Genomic DNA, 17,044 nt, shown 5'->3' on the forward strand with positions numbered 1-17,044 from the left:
GCATTATGCTGCCAACGGAAATAGAAATATGATAATACCCGCAGCAACTCACTTTTGAATTCCTTATGAAATTAACTCATTTTGCGATGATGATTCTGAGGTGGCACTTTCAATTGGTTCTAGATCTTTCAGCAGGAACGTATAGCTCAAAATTCCAGCGACTAGAAAAGCTGCTGCTAATAGGAATGCATACATAAAAGAACCTGTGGCCTGAACGATAAATCCTGTGGTAATTGGAGCTATGATTGCCATCGAATTGTTTCCAAAGGTTAGAAGTCCTGTCAACGTTCCCACACTCCCCTTAGGAGCAATAAAAGTAGGAATGCTATAGGCAACCGCAGATGTAACGACAAGACCACCAAGCGCCATCGAAATCCAAAATACAGCCATATTTGCACTATGGGTAAACGCTGCACCAATGATTGACAAACCGAAAATCATTCCCGTAACTAAAAACACTTTGCACACACGTGTTCGATTGTAGCCCTTATTGATGAGACGATCCACGAGCCAGCCGCCAATGACAAGTTCTGTGATTGTACCGACAATCCATGGAATCGCCGAGTACCATCCAGATTTCAAGATCGACATACCCATTTCTGTTGCAAGGTATCCAGGAAGCCATGTCAAGAATAAAAACCATGAATATCCATAGGCTGCAAATCCAATAAATACTGCCCACACTTTTCGTTTTGTTAATAGGTAACGTAAGTTTTTCATTGCACTACCAGTCGATTCTTTTGAACTTTGTGAACCACCTTCGGTAATATATTGATACTCTTCTTTCGTCAAACGTTTATCTTCATGAGGTTCGCGGTACCACACCCAAAACACGATGGCATAGACCAAACTAAGAATGGCAGTTGCTAAAAAACCGCCGCGCCATCCCCATTCAGTCACAATCAAGGCCAGTATAGGAGCACCAATTGCATTTGAAAGTTTAGACTGCGAATCATAGGCAGCTATGGCCCTCCCTCGTTCATTTCGAGGAACCCAGTGACTGACTGCTTTAGCAGCAGATGGGAAAAACGGAGCCTCCCCAATCCCCAACAAGACCCGAGATAATATGATTAATCCCCATCCATTAGCGACTGCAGTTAATAGGCAGGCTACTGTCCATATCACTGTAGCCACTCGCGTTACCCATTTGACTCCTATTTTATCCAGCAATGGCCCGACAGGAAGTTGAAGAAGAGCGTATGACCATGCAAAGGCAGATAAAAAAATCCCCATCTGACCTGCTGTCAAATCAAATTCCTGTTGTAATAACGGCATTGCGATTGACATATTAATTCGATCAAAATAGTTAACGATCACACCAATAGCAATTAATAGTACTATTGTCCAACGATGTTTTTTCATCCTTTTCCCTCACTTAGTTAAATTTTTTTATTCTTTCGTAAATATATCCTCTGGTAAACGTTTTCAAAATAAATTTCCTGTCAAACCAACATCAACATTAACTAAATCTCCCTCAATAAATCAAGTTACTTCAACAATAGACTCTATTAAAATTGGTGTAAAGCGAAAAAGGACAACGTAATCTCATGACACTTTTACGTAACGAGATTACGTTTTCAGGTTCTCATGTATATCTACTTCGTTTGTTAATTTATCTGATCTGTTGTTTAAGCGAGTGGGCCTCGAAATAATCCTTTGCAGATTGCAAGCAACGTCGCGCATGTTCCTCATAACCTAGCTCCTGAGCACGTTTATCGTGCGGCAGCTCAATCGAATATGGGATCTCGGGAATACGATTCACGATACTCGCAATATCAATGCCGCCCTCTCCTACATATAAGCGTGCCTCGCGAAGGATTTTCGTCATCTCTTCTATCGAGGTCGGAATTTCCGCAGGTGCATCGCAAAGATGAAGATAACGGAACCATTCACGCGGCACCGCATCAAGATCCTCCACCTTATCTCCTGAGCGATGGAAATGATGGATATCGATCATCAGACCGGCATTTTGCTGTTTTACTGTGCGAAGTACATTAAGTGCTCCCGCAAGATTTGTAACACTGGCAATTGGGACAAATTCTAATTCAATTGTCAGTCCGAAAGGTTTGGCTAGCTCGCAAAGTTCAGCAAAACGCTCAATATAACAATTGCGGTCGTTCGTCCAAATACTACTAAGAACATGACGTCCGCCAAGTTCCGCAGCTACTTCCATAGCAGGTACATATTTTTTCGGATCGATGTCATTGCTGATCCGTGCTAGTTCGATGTCAAGCAGCTTGACACCCGTTTCTCTAAGGGCGGCTTTCGTTTGCCGCAGCATCTGCTTGTTTTCTGCTAACGCGTAGTTAGGTTCGTCAGGCAGACCCATGTAAATGGGTCTGAGACTGACGAAATCATAGCCGGCTCTCGCTGCTAGGTAAGTCATTTCAGGTGGTGTACAACCAAGCGCGGTAAGGTGGGCTAGCGAAAATTGTTTTGTCATCTTGTATTCCTCCAATCTGGTATCTGACCTTAGGCTTCAACAGCTACGTGGTGAACCTTTTTACCAGGAGAGTAAATATCCATGATATTCCAATGCCCGGCAGTCGGAGTCGGGATATTCTGCATTTGAACATCAATGACAAATGGTTTATTAGCTTCAATTGCTTGCTTCAATGCAGGCTTAAATTGTTCTGCCGATTCAATTTTCACTCCTTCGATCCCATATGCCTTTGCGATTTGTGCATAATCTGGTGAAAAAGTTTCCCCATCCTTTTGGAAGATCGTTCCGAATGTTGTGCCAAAATGAGCTTGTTCTAGCCCTGCAATGGTACCAAATGCACAGTTATTCATTACTACCCAAATGACAGGGATATTCGATTCTGCTGCTGTTGCAAGGACCGCTGGATTTTGTCCAAAGCCGCCATCACCTACTAATGAAACAACTATCTTTTCCGGTTGTGCGAGTTTGGCTCCTAAAGCAGCTGGTGCTCCAAATCCCATTGTCGCAAAGCCGCCTGGTGTAAGAACGGTTCCAGCTTCATAAATCGGGAATTGCTGCCCAACTCCGTTTTTATTCCAGCCTACATCTGTCGTGATATATGCATCTCTAGGAAGCACTTCGCGAACCTCATGTAAAATACGCTGTGGTTTCATTGGGAAAGAATTGTCTGTAATATATTTTTTATTGCTGTTCTTAAATTCTTCTCTATTTGCAACAATTTCTTGTTTTAGCTCATCATTCTGCAGTCCGTTAGGCACCAATTCTTTTGCTGCTCGATTTAACACCGTTAAAGCCTGTTTTAAATCTGCAACAACACCGATTTCAACTGGATAGTTTCTGCCGATTTCACTTGGATCGATATCAATTTGAATTAATTTAGTTGGTGGAAAATTAAAGGTATATTCTGGTTCCCATGAACTTGAATCAGCTTCTGCAAATCGAGTTCCTAAAGCTAGAATATAATCTGCTTCCTTACATTTATCATTAATGAATTTTGTTCCCCAGAATCCTGTCATTCCAAGCGTCAATGGATTATCATCTGATACTGCACCTTTCCCCATAAGCGAATGTGCGACAGGAATACTTAAGTGATCAACCAATTCTCTTAATTCTTCAGCAGCATCAGCTAACATAATTCCACCGCCAACATAGAAGAGAGGGTTTTTAGCATTGACTAATGTTTTAATAATTGTTTTTGCAGTTTCATCATCAATAGAGGGTTTATGCAGAGATTTTGTGTTATGGTTTAATCTTTCAAATAAAGCGGTATCAACTTCTTTAGAGAAAATATCCATTGGTACCGAAACTAAAACCGGTCCAGGGTTTCCGCTTTCAGCTAACTGGAAAGCCTTTTCAATAATTTCCGGAAAAAGGTCTGGACGATCGACACGCCATGCGCGTTTTACAAAAGGACGATAAATTTCATATTGTGAGGCATCCGCATGTAAATTGACTTCTTGGTGTGGATGTTTTCCGTAATAATGACTCGGAACATCTCCGGCAATGACAACCATCGGTATAGAATCTAGGGCTGCGTTTGCCACACCAGTTGCAGCATTTGTTAAACCAGGCCCTAAATGACTTAAGATAACAGAAGTTTCTTTTTTCGCTCTTGCATATCCATCAGCTATATGTGCTGCAATTTGTTCATGTCTGGTGTTAATAAATTTAATTGAGCTTTTTTCTAAGGCTGAAAGTACGGCAATATTTGTATGTCCGCAAAGTCCAAAGATATGTTCTACGCCTCTATTTTCTAGGTATTTGATTAATTGATGTGAAATTAAATCTTTCATAGGTCACAGCCCTCCTTAAAATTTAAGACAATTTTTCCATACTTCCCTGAAACAGCCGCTTCATATGCTCTTTCATATTCTTTAAAAGGAATAATCTCTGAAATAATCGGTTCAACATAAAAATCATCCTTCATTAAATACTCAAGAGTCTGCTCAAAATCATCTGGGAAGTTATAAATGATCGATCCATATACAGTCAATTCATTTCTAACAATTCGTACAGCTGGGAAGTTTGCTTCTGGTGCAAGTCCGATGAGTACAACAGAGCCGCCAGGCCCCGCAATTTGCATCGCCTGTTCCACCGCTTGTTGTACACCAGCTGCTTCAATAACAACATCAAATTCTTCGTCCCCTATTTCTTCTGGATGTGCGGTTCTAATATCGCCAAAGCTTTTTACTTTATTTAATTTCTCTTTGCTTATATCTATAGCTGTTATATTTGCTCCTAAATAAGTGGCTAACGCAATAGCGAGCATACCCTCCGTTCCACAGCCGATCACTGCAACAGATGTCCCTTTTGTAATCACAACCTTTTTGAAGGCATGGACGATTACCGCAAAAGGTTCGATTAACACAGCTCTTTCATCTGGCAATTTATCAGGAATTGGTAATACATACTTAGATAAAATAATAAACTCCTCTGAAAATCCGCCGTCCGTGTTCACGCCTAACGACTTTTTATTCCGGCAAATATTGGTCTTACCTTTTAAACACAGGTCACATTTTCCGCAAAATGAATTAGGCTGCACGACAATTCTCGTACCAATTCCGTATTTAGAATCCTCGCCTGCTTCAATAATTGTTCCTAATAATTCATGACCTGGTCTGATCGGATATGAGGCATGTGGAATCTTCCCTTTGAATACACCAATATCTGATCCGCAAATTCCGCCATATATTAATTTGACTCTCACTTCATCCGCTTTTAAAGAGGGTGAAGACGGAAACTCTTTTAGTTCTAAATCACCTGGATTGTTTATAAATAATCCTTGCACCTTTTTCACCACCAGTTCACTACTTTCTTAACTCTTTTTTCGCTAACGTTTCATTTATCTGTAATCACTTATTTACAGGGAGATGTAATACAATCATCTTAGTTTCAGTCATATCCTCAATCGCATAGCGGGGGCCCTCACGACCAATACCACTGTTTTTGACGCCGCCATATGGCCAGTGATCCAATCTATAATTAGATGTTCCATTTATTACTACCCCGCCAACTTCAAGTGAGTGTGCTACTTTGTATGCTAAGTCCATTTGATTTGTAAAAAGCCCTGCTTGAAGTCCGAATGATGAATCATTTGTTTCTTCAATCGCCTCATCAATCGTTTCATAAGGGATAATGCTGACAATAGGCCCGAAGACTTCTTCACACACGACTTTACTTGTTTTTGGCGGATTGAATAACACGGTAGGTTCTACTGTTGCTCCATATTGTTTTCCTCCACAGATTAATTCCGCTCCCAAACCAACTGCTTCATCGATCCATTCCATCACACGGTTTGCTGCTTTTTTATCAACTAGACAACCTACATCAGAATCCGGCTGCAGGGGATCTCCAACTTTAAGCTTTAACACTTCTTGTTTTAGAAGTTCAGTGAACTTCGGAATGACTGATTGATGAACATAGATTCTTTGTACCGAAATACAGCTTTGCCCGGAATTACTATATCCAGTTCTCGCACACATAGCTGCAGCTCGGTCTAAATCAGCATCCTCATGAACGATCGTTGAAGCGTTTCCACCTAACTCAAGAAGAACTTTTTTCATACCGGCAAGTTCACAAATATTTCTGCTGGCCACTACTCCGCCTGTAAATGAAATAATGTTTACACGGTCATCTTTTACAATTTGCTGACCTGCTTCGACACCGCCTAAGACCATATTTACTGCATTTTCAGGAAACCCTGCTTTAAGCAATAATTTTAAAAGTTCTGTAGCGATTAAAGCAGTTTGTGGAGCTGGCTTTAAAATCACGCTATTACCAGCGGCAAATGCAGGGCCAACTTTATGACAAACTAAGTTTAATGGAGCATTGAACGGCGTAATAGCTGCTACTAAGCCGACTGGTACCCGGAACGTTGAAGCAATCGCCTGTGTTCCCCGCTCAGATGCGTCTCCAGGTAATGTTTCACCTATTAATCTTTTCGCTTCTTCACCAGACAGTTCCAATGTTTCAATTGAACGTGACACCTCATCAAGCGTATTTTTTAAAGGTTTTCCCAATTCTCTAGAAATCAGGTTTGCAAATCTTTCTTTCTCATCTTCTAATAAGCTTGCAGCTTTCTTTAAAATCTTCGCTCTTTGATGTGAAGGAATGCTTGCAATCTGCTTTTTCGCTTTATAAGCTGCTGCCAGAGCATTTTCTACATCTTCATTTGTTGCAAAAATTTGTTCGCCTATTACTTCCTGTGAATATGGACTGATGATAGGAGCACTCTTACCGCTGGAAGAAATCCATTCACCGTTAATATAAGGTTGTGCGATGTTTACACTCATGTTTTCCACCTGCTTTTCTTTTTATTAGATCGATCTAATTGTTGGCTGAAATAAATAGTACATGCTATGTACTATAGTTTAATCGTTTATTAGATCGATCTAATTATTCGATAGTAAATAATAACGTATTACAACTTGAACATTTTCGACTACTTCATCAGGGCTTGCCTTCTTTGCCGTCTACAAAATTTATTAGATCGATCTAATAAAACAGACTATCAAAATGAAAATGTTTATTGTAAACGTTATCAACATCTTACAATATAAACAAATACCTTGCAATACCTTTTTTAATATTCTCACTATTTCGATTTATTAAGATTGTTTTCCTCTAGACGATATGAGAAGATTTTGTTAGTATTCATCTAATATTTAATGCCTATTTAATAAAGTAAATGCTGTTATTGGATCGATCTAATTGAAAGGAGCAAATTTGAATTGACTATTTTTATTTATACATTGCTTATCATCTTATATATCGTCTCAAGATTTTTCACAGATCTTTTTTTCAGCTATTGTATAGGTATTCTTGCACTAGTTACACTACTACTTTCATTATTCCGCGCGAAAGGCTTATATTTAATATCTGGTATTTGCTTTCTTGCCATCGGCATTCTATTGTTTCTAACAGGTGATCATCCTTGGTATGCTTTCTTATTACACTTCGAATCTATGCTGGGAGTTCTTTCATTATTTTTAGTTCTACCTTTTATCAACTCTATTATTCGTGTTGGCCGGTACGATATTAATCTCGGTCTCTTATTAAAAAATGAAGTAGATCGTTTGAGTAAACTATATAAACGAAGCTTCCTGGTTACTCATTTTCTTGGTTTATTTTTAAATATAGCCACTCTTCCGCTATTGAAAAAATCATTAGATCGAACATTGTCCCAGCTGCCAAAAATAATGGCAGATAGATACTACACCCAAAATATATTACGCAGCTATGCTTTATGTCTAACATGGAGTCCGATGGAAGTTATGGTCAGTACATCCATTGATTTAACCAACAAAGGATATTATCAAGTATTTCCAATTGCATTTTCCATTGCCATCATCACAATCCTTTCAGATTGGTTGCTCTCATATTTCAAGTATCGGAATGTTTCATTAGTTATCGAAAACAGCTCAGAAATTTCATATAAAAAGGTTTATAGAAAAATAGTTGAAATGCTATTCATGCTGTTTCTCTTTATTGTTTCCGTTTCCTTATTACAAAAGGGGATCGATAGAGGCTTTCTTTTTGCAGTTGTACTTTTGATTATTCCAATTTCAATTGTTTGGGCACTATATATCCGTAAAATACGCAGATATTTTTCGATTACCATTCCCCATTGGAAAGAACGAACAAAAGGCTTGTCTAACTACTTTTTTATGTTTTTAAGTGCGGGATTATTTGTTGAAATGCTTTCACTTTCAGGACATCTTACGTTTTTACAATCAGCATTCCGTTCAATCACTGATCAATCATTCGTTTTTTATTTAATGGTTGGGGGATATTTTTTATTTACCTCATTTATAGGGTTTCATCCACTCGTATCACTGACACTCCTAGCAGAATTATTGAAACCTATTTTACCTGAGGTATCAACGATTTCCTTTACAATTGTATTAATATCTTGCAGTTTAGCAACTGTCATGTTCAGTCCTTTTAATTTATCTGTTTCGATCCTTTCAGACGAATTAAAAATAAATCCATACAGATTAGGTTTATGGAATATCGTTTTCGCTATTTTCTATATGCTATTAAGTATTTTTATTGCTTTTTCGCTAAACTCGATATGATAAAAGTCTTTTTACAAAATCGGAATTTTATACTATAATTTTAAGTGTCATTTTTCGAAACATTATAATTATTTCGTATATACTATGGAATGATAAACATTAAAAATAAATGAAAGAGGCTTACTAAATGATAAACAATAAAATGTCTCTTAGAGAAAAAAGTATCGTTTTTATAGGGTTCATGGGAGTTGGTAAAACCACTATTGGTGAACTAGTCGCAAAAAAACTATACAGAGATTTTGTTGATATAGATAAGGAAATTGAAAAGGAATATAATATGCCTACTTCAGAAATTTTCAAAACTGTAGGTGAAAAAGTGTTTCGGGAAAAGGAAAAAAGCATTATTAACCACTTTTCTAAGCAAAGATTGAAAATCATCTCAGTAGGTGGCGGCGCTTTTTTACAAGAGGAGATCCGGAAGATTTGCTTATCAAATTGTATTGTATTTTTTCTAGACTTATCCTGGGAATCCTGGAAAGAAAGAATCAGTTTAATCATTGACAGCCGCCCAATTTTACAAGGCAGAACATTGGAGGAAATAGAAGAGCTTTTTTATAAAAGGCAAGAAATCTACTCTTTACATCATTCAAAAGTCGAAACAGACAATCTTGATATCGAATCTGTTGCTGATTTTATTGTTGATTCACTAAAAACAGCATGGGAGCTTTATGATTAAAAAAGCTTGTAAAGGAATTTTTCCTTCACAAGCTTTTTTCTTTTGTGACCAATGAAGATTCACGAACAACAAGCTCTGGACTTAGGATAATACGTTCGTTTTCACGATCAAATTCCAAAATTCTTTTGTGAAGAAGCTCTGCAGCATTGGAACCAATTTGACGAGCAAAAGACGACACGGTTGTTAAGGGAGGATTTGCTAGTCTTGATTCTGGTATATTATCAAATCCAACAACAGCAATATCTTTTCCAGGGATTAAACCTGAATTTCTCATACCAAGCATAACGCCAAAAGCTACTAAATCACTAAAACTAAAAATGGCTGTCGGGGGATAATCAAGTTGTAAAACCTTCTCCACCGCTTCCATCCCGCCTTCTCTTGTTGGAGCTGAGTCGATAATTAAGGTTGGATCGATTTCTAAACCTGCTTGCTGGAATGCCCTGCTGTAACCCTCCATTCTGTGCTTCCAAGTAGAGGATTCAGAACGACCTCCTAGAAAGGCAATTCTATGGTGGCCTTTCTTAATAAGGTGACTGACAGCCATTTGTGCCCCGCTTACATAATCAACACCTACATAATCGCAGTTTGTATCAGATAGTTCTCTAACAGCATGCACAATTGGTATATCCAATTGTTTGATTCGATCAATTGTTTCCTTAGAAGTGCCTGAAACAGGACACAGTATAACTCCTCCAACTCTATGTTCAAGCATTGTAGAAAGAAGTTTATCCTGCTTTACATCTGAGTCAAAAGTGGTACCAAGCAGAACGGTATACCCTTTCTTCTCTAATGCTTGATGGACACCTATCAATAATTCTGAAAAGAATGTATTAGCGATATCTGTAATAATGATTCCTACTGTGGAAGAACGCTGTGAGCGCAAATTAGCCGCAACACGGTCGTAAACATAACCAAGTTCACGCATTGATGCTAACACTTTTTTTCGAGTTTTTTCTGATATATTTGGACTATTTCTAACGATAAGTGAAGCGGTAGCACGAGATACACCTGCATGTTCAGCTACTTGCTGCAAGGTAACACGAGGACGTTTTTCTCGTTTCATAGTAAAAAATCACCTGCTAACTGCAAAATTCATCTACTTCTTTCACTTTTAGATTTTTCAATTTCTTGCGCCTTAAATCGATTAAAACAAATCAAAAGCGACACCATTGCAACTAATTGCCTGCTAATTTTATGTTTTGTAAGTTATATTATATGTACGATTTAAGCCACCTGTCAAATGAAAGCAAGTACTCATGTAATGAAATAGTCTTCTCAATTAGCAAATAATTATTAAAAAAAGCGCAAGGCGCCTGCCTATCGGCGACAAGCATAAGGCGAACAGGAATAGAAGGTGTTCTTTACCTTCAATTCCTGTTTGACTTATGACCTCGAGCCGATGGCGCCTGGAGCTAGATTCAGAAACGCAAGCTATGTTAAGAAAATATATAAATTCTGATATTATAAGAAAAGCGCAAGGCGCCTGGAACGCAAGCTATGTTAAGTAAATATATAAATTCTGGTATTACAAAAAAGGAACCACCCTTTTCACCAGGCAGTTCCTTTATCGTTCTTTCCTTATTTCTTTAAGTTGTAGAATGTTTTAATTCCATCATACTTCGCAGCATCTTGAAGTTGATCTTCGATGCGAAGAAGCTGGTTGTATTTTGCAACACGGTCTGTACGTGATGGAGCACCAGTTTTGATTTGACCAGCGTTTGTTGCAACCGCAATGTCAGCGATTGTGCTGTCTTCAGTTTCACCAGAACGGTGAGAAACAACAGCTGTATAGCCTGCACGTTTTGCCATTTCGATTGCTTCGAAAGTTTCAGTTAATGTACCGATTTGGTTAACTTTGATAAGGATTGAGTTGCCGATTCCTTTTTCAATACCTTCAGCAAGCTTTTTCGTGTTTGTAACAAATAAATCGTCACCAACTAGTTGTACACGGCCGCCAAGGCGCTCAGTTAATAATTTGTGACCTTCCCAGTCATTTTCATCTAAACCGTCTTCGATTGAGATGATTGGGTATTTAGAGCACATCTCTTCGTACCAATCAACCATTTCTTCAGATGTTTTCACAACACCTTCACCTGAAAGATGGTATTTGCCGTCTTCTTTATTGTAGAACTCAGAAGAAGCAGCATCCATAGCTAACATAACTTGTTCGCCTGGTTTGTAGCCAGCTTTTTCGATTGCTTCGATGATTGTTTGAAGTGCTTCTTCGTTTGAACCAAGGTTTGGCGCGAATCCACCTTCATCACCTACTGCAGTGTTAAGGCCTTTGCCTTTAAGAACTGATTTTAAGCTGTGGAAGATTTCAGCTCCCATGCGAAGTGCTTCACGGAAGTTTTCAGCACCTACTGGCATAACCATGAATTCTTGGATGTCAACGTTGTTATCAGCGTGCTCTCCGCCGTTAACAATGTTCATCATTGGAACTGGTAATGTTTTAGCGTTGAATCCGCCAAGGTATTGGTATAAAGGCACTTGAAGGTAGTCAGCAGCAGCACGGGCAACAGCCATCGATACGCCAAGGATTGCGTTCGCACCTAATTTACCTTTGTTTTCTGTTCCATCTAATTCGATTAAGGCTTGGTCAATTGCAACTTGTTCAGTTACTTCGAAACCAAGTAATTCAGGAGCGATTAATTCATTAACGTTTTTAACAGCTGTTAAAACGCCTTTTCCTAAATAACGCTCTTTGTCACCATCACGAAGCTCAACTGCTTCATATTCACCTGTTGAAGCACCGCTTGGTACTAATGCGCGACCGAACGCACCTGATTCAGTGTGTACTTCTACTTCAACTGTTGGGTTACCGCGAGAGTCTAATACTTCACGAGCATATACGTCTACAATGTATGGCATTTTATTCGTCTCCTTTTCAATTAGAAATTTATTGTTTGAATTGCTTCTGCCCTGTACTCATTTTTCATTTTGATGTCAGAGGCCGGATTAGATACAATCGGCGATTACCGAATGTTTTTTTAAACATTATTTTTGAATTAGTGAAGTTCCTGTCATTTCGGCTGGTTTTTCAACTTTTAGTAGATCCAGCATTGTTGGTGCCAGATCTCCCAGGATTCCGCCTTCACGGAGGGTAATGCCGTTTTCTGTTACGATAACTGGAACTGGGTTTGTTGTATGAGCAGTCATCGGATTCCCTTCTAATGTCACAACCTCATCAGAATTTCCATGGTCAGCTGTAATAATCGCTTTACCGCCTTTGGCGATGATCGCGTCAACAACTTTTCCTAAACACTCATCAACTGTTTCAATTGCTTTAATTGTCGGCTCAAGCATGCCGGAATGTCCAACCATATCCGGGTTGGCATAGTTTAAGATGATTGCATCAAATTTGTCAGCCTCAATTTCAGCAAGCAACGCGTCCGTCACTTCATATGCACTCATTTCAGGCTTTAGGTCATAGGTTGCAACCTTTGGTGAATCAATTAAAATTCGTTCTTCACCAGGAAACTTCTCTTCACGTCCACCGCTCATAAAGAAGGTAACATGAGGATATTTTTCTGTTTCCGCAATGCGAAGCTGTGTTAAATTGTTTTGCGATAAAACCTCACCAATTGTATTATCTAGGTTTGTTGGCTTGAATGCAACATATCCGTCAACTGTTTCACTAAAATGTGTTAAGCAGACAAAATGCAAGTGCTTTGGATGCTTTTCACCGCGATCAAATGAACGGAAATCTTCATTTGTGAACGTATTTGAGATTTGAATCGCACGGTCCGGACGGAAATTATAGAAAATAACCGCATCGTTGTCTTTAATTGTTGCAACTGGTGAACCGTCCTCTTTTGTGATCACAGATGGAAGCACGAACTCATCAAAGATTCCGTTATTATATGAATCTTCAATACATTGCATTGGTGTGCTGTAGGTTGGTCCTTCTCCGTACACCATAGCACGGTAGGATTTTTCAACACGGTCCCAACGCTTATCACGGTCCATTGAGTAGTAACGTCCAGATAATGTCGCAATTTCCCCAACACCGTATTCTGTGATTTTTTCTTGTAATTCATTCAAGTATGTTTTGGCTGTTTGCGGACCAACATCACGTCCATCAAGGAAGCCATGAATATACACATTTTTAACGCCTTCTTTAGCGGCAAGTCTTAAAAGCGCATATAGATGGTGAATATGGCTGTGAACACCGCCATCAGATAAAAGACCAAAAAGATGCAAATTCGTTCCATTTTGCTTGACATGGTTAAGTGCAGCGGTGAACGTTTCATTTTTTTCAAATTCACCTTCACGAATCGCTACATTTACACGTGTTAAGCTTTGATAAACAATACGACCCGCACCAATATTTAAATGACCAACTTCAGAATTACCCATTTGTCCTTCAGGAAGACCAACAGCTTCTCCTGAAGCAGTTAAAGTAGCATGCGGGTACTGGTTCCAGAAACGGTCGAAGTTTGGCTTTTTAGCATGTGCTACTGCATTTCCTTTTGTTTCTTCACGGCAAGCAAAACCGTCAAGAATAATTAATGCAACAGGGGCTTTACTCATTGTTACTTGCCTCCAAGAGCTGAAGGAAGGATTGTGGTTCAAGGCTTGCTCCGCCTACTAAAGCACCATCAATATCTGATTGTGCCATATATTCTTTAATATTCTCTGGCTTTACGCTGCCGCCATATTGAATACGAACTGCTTGTGCAGCATCTTGTGAGAATTGCTCTGCCACCACTTGGCGGATATGAGCACAAACTTCGTTTGCATCTTGAGCAGATGAAGATTTTCCTGTACCAATTGCCCAGATCGGCTCATAGGCGATAACCGTTTGTTTTACTTGGTCATCTGTTAAGCCATCTAAAGCTTTTTTCACTTGGTCGCCAACAAGATCATTTGTTTTGCCAGCTTCACGCTCTTCCAACGTTTCACCACAGCAAACAATAGGTGTTAAACCATGCTTGAATGCAGCTAACGTCTTTTTGTTAACTGTTTCATCTGTTTCAGCAAACATTTCTCTTCTTTCAGAGTGACCTAAGATCACGTAGCTTACACCTAAATCTTTAAGTGCAACAGGACTAACTTCACCAGTAAATGCTCCGCTTTCTTCAAAGTGCATGTTTTGTGCACCTACTTTTAGTTCACTGCCTTCAGTTAAGCCAACAAGGCTTTCTAAAAATAGAGCTGGAGCACAAACTACTGAGTCAACTTTTTCTGCGTTAGGTACTAAACCTTTTACTTCCTCCACAAAGCTTCTCGCCTCAGAGGAAACCTTATTCATTTTCCAGTTACCTGCGATAATTGGTTTTCTCATGTTTTACACCGTCCTTATGGCATTCGAAAATGAGCAAAAAAGCAATCAAGATGTCGCGACAAATCTTGAGCGTATTTCACAACTATTTCCGAATGTTTTTATTTATCGTTTAATGCTACAACACCTGGAAGCTCTTTACCTTCCATAAATTCAAGAGAAGCTCCGCCGCCTGTAGAAATATGGCTCATTTTATCAGCCAAGTCAAACTTTTCGACAGCAGCAGCCGAATCTCCTCCTCCAATGACCGAATATGTATCATTTGCTTCGGCAAGTGCTTCGGCAACAGCTTTCGTTCCACCTGCAAATGCATCTAATTCAAATACACCCATTGGTCCGTTCCAAATAACTAATTTGGATTTATTAATAACATCCGCATAAATTTCACGTGTTTTCGGACCAGCATCAAGACCTTCCCAATCGCTTGGAATGCTGTCGATTGCAACGATTTGAGTGTTTGCGTCATTTGAGAAATCATCTGCTACAACAACATCTACCGGCATATAGAAATTAACGCCTTTTTCTTTCGCTTGATCAAGGAAAGATTTTGCTAAATCAACTTTATCTTCTTCTAAAAGTGACTTACCAACATCATGACCTAACGCTTTAATAAATGTATAAGCCAATCCACCGCCGATGAGTAAGTTGTCTACTTTATCAAGTAAGTTTTGAATAACACCGATTTTATCTTTAACCTTCGCACCACCGATGATAGCTGTGAATGGACGATCAGGGTTTGATAGAGCTTTACCTAATACTTCAAGCTCTTTTTCCATTAAGAAGCCGGCAACAGCTGGAATATGCTTTGCAATACCTTCAGTTGATGCATGGGCACGGTGTGCTGCACCAAATGCGTCATTTACATAAACATCAGCTAATTCAGCAAAAGCCTTCGCTAATTCTGGATCATTCTTTTCTTCGCCAGGATAGAAGCGTACATTTTCTAATAATAAAACGCCGCCTTCTTCTAATTTAGCAATTTCAGCTTTCACTGTTTCACCGTAAGCTTCATCTGTTTTAACAACATTTTTGCCAAATAGCTCTTGAAGTCTTTCAGCAACTGCATTCAAGCGAAGTTCTTCCACTACTTGTCCTTTTGGACGGCCTAAATGGCTTGCCAATACAACCTTTGCCCCTTGCTCAGTAAGGTACTGAATCGTTGGCAAAGCAGCCCGGATCCGTGTGTCATCTGTAACTTGTCCATCCTTCATCGGTACGTTGAAATCAACGCGACAAAAGACGACTTTCCCTTTAACATCAATGTCTTTAACTGACTTCTTGTTCATGAAAAGCCCTCCTATTCGAAATGCGGAAGCGCCTTGACCAGCTCCGACAAGCATAAGACGCATATGAATAGAAGGCGTTCTTTGCCTTCAATTCATGTGTGGCTTATGACTCGAGGAGCTAGGCGCTGCAGCTAGACACCAAAACTTCAGTGTCAAAACTTAGAGTCAAAAACAACAAAAGGAAAGGGGATGAACCCCTTTCCCCGTTTATGATTATACCCTTATTTAGTTCATTCTTAAAACAAGAATTTCTTCTTAAGGATTATAGACCTTTAGATGCGATGTAATCAGCAAGATCAACTACACGGTTAGAGTAACCAGTTTCGTTATCGTACCAAGAGATAACTTTTACCATTTTACCTTCCATAACCATTGTAGATAATGCATCGATTGTAGAAGAGTTTGTGTTGCCATTGTAGTCGCCAGATACTAGAGGCTCTTCGCTGTAACCAAGAACTCCTTGAAGATCGCCTTCTGCTGCTTCTTTAAGAGCTGCATTTACTTCTTCAACTGTAACTTCTTGATTTAACTCAGCAACTAAGTCAACTAAAGAAACGTTTGGAGTCGGAACACGAACTGCTCCACCGTTTAATTTACCTTTTAATTCAGGTAATACTAGAGATACCGCTTTAGCTGCACCAGTTGAAGTTGGAATCATGTTTTCAGCTGCTGCACGAGCACGACGGTAGTCTTTGTGTGGTAAATCTAAGATTTGCTGGTCATTTGTGTATGAGTGAATAGTTGTCATCATACCGCGGTTGATACCGAATTTATCATTTAAAACTTTAGCAAATGGAGCTAAACAGTTAGTAGTACAAGAAGCGTTAGAGATTACATCGTGGCTAGCTGCATCGTATTTGTCTTCGTTAACACCCATAACGATTGTAATGTCTTCATCGCTTGCTGGAGCAGAAATGATAACTTTTTTAGCGCCTGCTTCTAAATGTTTCGCAGCGTCAGCACGTTTTGTGAAGAAACCAGTAGATTCAACAACGATTTCAACGCCTTGCTGGCCCCAAGATAATTTCGCTGGGTCACGCTCAGCTGTTACTTCGATTGTTTTTCCGTCAACAACAAGGTTATTACCGTCAACAGAAACTTCAGCATCTAATTTTCCGTGTACAGAATCATATTTTAAAAGATGAGCTAACATGTTAGCATCTGTTAAATCGTTAACAGCAACTACGTCAACGTTAGGATTTTTTAAAGCTGCACGGAATACATTACGACCAATACGACCAAAACCATTAATACCGATTTTTACTGCCATGATAAATT

13 protein-coding genes are annotated in these 17,044 nt (G+C 39.2%); 2 read left to right on the forward strand and 11 right to left on the reverse strand.

Annotated elements, in window-relative coordinates:
- Positions 1 to 63: 63 nt before the first annotated feature.
- The 5 genes from Q1B07_RS16560 to Q1B07_RS16580 form a co-directional block, all read right to left on the reverse strand.
- Positions 64 to 1,362 carry an MFS transporter gene (locus Q1B07_RS16560; protein ID WP_299092376.1) on the reverse strand — a complete coding sequence of 433 codons (1,299 nt, stop codon included), beginning with the start codon at positions 1,360 to 1,362 and terminating at the stop codon, positions 64 to 66.
- Positions 1,363 to 1,612: 250 nt separating this feature from the next.
- Positions 1,613 to 2,443 carry a TIM barrel protein gene (locus tag Q1B07_RS16565; protein ID WP_299092374.1) on the reverse strand — a complete coding sequence of 277 codons (831 nt, stop codon included), beginning with the start codon at positions 2,441 to 2,443 and terminating at the stop codon, positions 1,613 to 1,615.
- Between the two features lie 29 nt (positions 2,444 to 2,472).
- Complete coding sequence (locus tag Q1B07_RS16570) at positions 2,473 to 4,236, reverse strand: thiamine pyrophosphate-binding protein (RefSeq protein WP_299092372.1); 1,764 nt, start codon at positions 4,234 to 4,236, stop codon at positions 2,473 to 2,475.
- Positions 4,233 to 5,231, reverse strand: coding sequence for an alcohol dehydrogenase catalytic domain-containing protein (locus Q1B07_RS16575; protein WP_299092370.1), 999 nt, complete (start codon positions 5,229 to 5,231; stop codon positions 4,233 to 4,235). The genes Q1B07_RS16570 and Q1B07_RS16575 overlap by 4 nt, the downstream gene beginning before the upstream one ends.
- A gap of 64 nt (positions 5,232 to 5,295) precedes the next feature.
- Positions 5,296 to 6,735, reverse strand: coding sequence for an aldehyde dehydrogenase family protein (locus Q1B07_RS16580; RefSeq protein ID WP_299092369.1), 1,440 nt, complete (start codon positions 6,733 to 6,735; stop codon positions 5,296 to 5,298).
- 438 nt (positions 6,736 to 7,173) lie between these two features.
- Here Q1B07_RS16580 and Q1B07_RS16585 point away from each other — a divergent pair, with 438 nt between their 5' ends.
- Together Q1B07_RS16585 and Q1B07_RS16590 are read left to right on the forward strand one after the other, a co-directional pair.
- Positions 7,174 to 8,520 carry a hypothetical protein gene (locus Q1B07_RS16585; RefSeq protein WP_299092367.1) on the forward strand — a complete coding sequence of 449 codons (1,347 nt, stop codon included), beginning with the start codon at positions 7,174 to 7,176 and terminating at the stop codon, positions 8,518 to 8,520.
- Positions 8,521 to 8,647: 127 nt separating this feature from the next.
- Positions 8,648 to 9,196, forward strand: a complete 549-nt coding sequence (locus tag Q1B07_RS16590; RefSeq protein WP_299092364.1) for a shikimate kinase — start codon at positions 8,648 to 8,650, stop codon at positions 9,194 to 9,196.
- A 25-nt stretch (positions 9,197 to 9,221) separates the two neighbouring features.
- Here the strand turns inward: Q1B07_RS16590 and Q1B07_RS16595 are convergent, their stop codons facing one another.
- The 6 genes from Q1B07_RS16595 to gap form a co-directional block, all read right to left on the reverse strand.
- Positions 9,222 to 10,259: a LacI family DNA-binding transcriptional regulator gene (locus Q1B07_RS16595; protein WP_299092363.1), complete on the reverse strand. Its 1,038-nt coding sequence runs from the start codon at positions 10,257 to 10,259 to the stop codon at positions 9,222 to 9,224.
- A gap of 515 nt (positions 10,260 to 10,774) precedes the next feature.
- Positions 10,775 to 12,067 (reverse strand): phosphopyruvate hydratase, encoded by a 1,293-nt coding sequence (gene eno / locus Q1B07_RS16600; RefSeq protein ID WP_299092362.1) that lies wholly within the window; start codon positions 12,065 to 12,067, stop codon positions 10,775 to 10,777.
- A 126-nt stretch (positions 12,068 to 12,193) separates the two neighbouring features.
- Positions 12,194 to 13,729 (reverse strand): 2,3-bisphosphoglycerate-independent phosphoglycerate mutase, encoded by a 1,536-nt coding sequence (gene gpmI / locus Q1B07_RS16605; RefSeq protein ID WP_299092361.1) that lies wholly within the window; start codon positions 13,727 to 13,729, stop codon positions 12,194 to 12,196.
- Positions 13,722 to 14,483, reverse strand: coding sequence for a triose-phosphate isomerase (tpiA, locus tag Q1B07_RS16610; protein WP_299092360.1), 762 nt, complete (start codon positions 14,481 to 14,483; stop codon positions 13,722 to 13,724). The genes gpmI and tpiA overlap by 8 nt, the downstream gene beginning before the upstream one ends.
- Before the next feature lie 98 nt (positions 14,484 to 14,581).
- Positions 14,582 to 15,766, reverse strand: coding sequence for a phosphoglycerate kinase (locus Q1B07_RS16615; RefSeq protein WP_299092358.1), 1,185 nt, complete (start codon positions 15,764 to 15,766; stop codon positions 14,582 to 14,584).
- A gap of 262 nt (positions 15,767 to 16,028) precedes the next feature.
- Positions 16,029 to 17,036 carry a type I glyceraldehyde-3-phosphate dehydrogenase gene (gene gap / locus Q1B07_RS16620; protein ID WP_299092356.1) on the reverse strand — a complete coding sequence of 336 codons (1,008 nt, stop codon included), beginning with the start codon at positions 17,034 to 17,036 and terminating at the stop codon, positions 16,029 to 16,031.
- Between the last annotated feature and the right edge of the window lie 8 nt (positions 17,037 to 17,044).

The organism is uncultured Metabacillus sp., from assembly GCF_947503125.1.
Classification (GTDB): domain Bacteria; phylum Bacillota; class Bacilli; order Bacillales; family Bacillaceae; genus Metabacillus.

Bases quoted from the DNA above. Each gene is read 5' to 3' on its own strand.
- Q1B07_RS16560 (WP_299092376.1), bottom strand. From the start codon at position 1,362: ATGAAAAAACATCGTTGGACAATAGTACTATTAATTGCTATTGGTGTG.
- Q1B07_RS16565 (WP_299092374.1), bottom strand. From the start codon at position 2,443: ATGACAAAACAATTTTCGCTAGCCCACCTTACCGCGCTTGGTTGTACA.
- Q1B07_RS16570 (WP_299092372.1), bottom strand. From the start codon at position 4,236: ATGAAAGATTTAATTTCACATCAATTAATCAAATACCTAGAAAATAGA.
- Q1B07_RS16580 (WP_299092369.1), bottom strand. From the start codon at position 6,735: ATGAGTGTAAACATCGCACAACCTTATATTAACGGTGAATGGATTTCT.
- Q1B07_RS16590 (WP_299092364.1), top strand. From the start codon at position 8,648: ATGATAAACAATAAAATGTCTCTTAGAGAAAAAAGTATCGTTTTTATA.
- Q1B07_RS16595 (WP_299092363.1), bottom strand. From the start codon at position 10,259: ATGAAACGAGAAAAACGTCCTCGTGTTACCTTGCAGCAAGTAGCTGAA.
- eno (WP_299092362.1), bottom strand. From the start codon at position 12,067: ATGCCATACATTGTAGACGTATATGCTCGTGAAGTATTAGACTCTCGC.
- gpmI (WP_299092361.1), bottom strand. From the start codon at position 13,729: ATGAGTAAAGCCCCTGTTGCATTAATTATTCTTGACGGTTTTGCTTGC.
- tpiA (WP_299092360.1), bottom strand. From the start codon at position 14,483: ATGAGAAAACCAATTATCGCAGGTAACTGGAAAATGAATAAGGTTTCC.
- Q1B07_RS16615 (WP_299092358.1), bottom strand. From the start codon at position 15,766: ATGAACAAGAAGTCAGTTAAAGACATTGATGTTAAAGGGAAAGTCGTC.
- gap (WP_299092356.1), bottom strand. From the start codon at position 17,036: ATGGCAGTAAAAATCGGTATTAATGGTTTTGGTCGTATTGGTCGTAAT.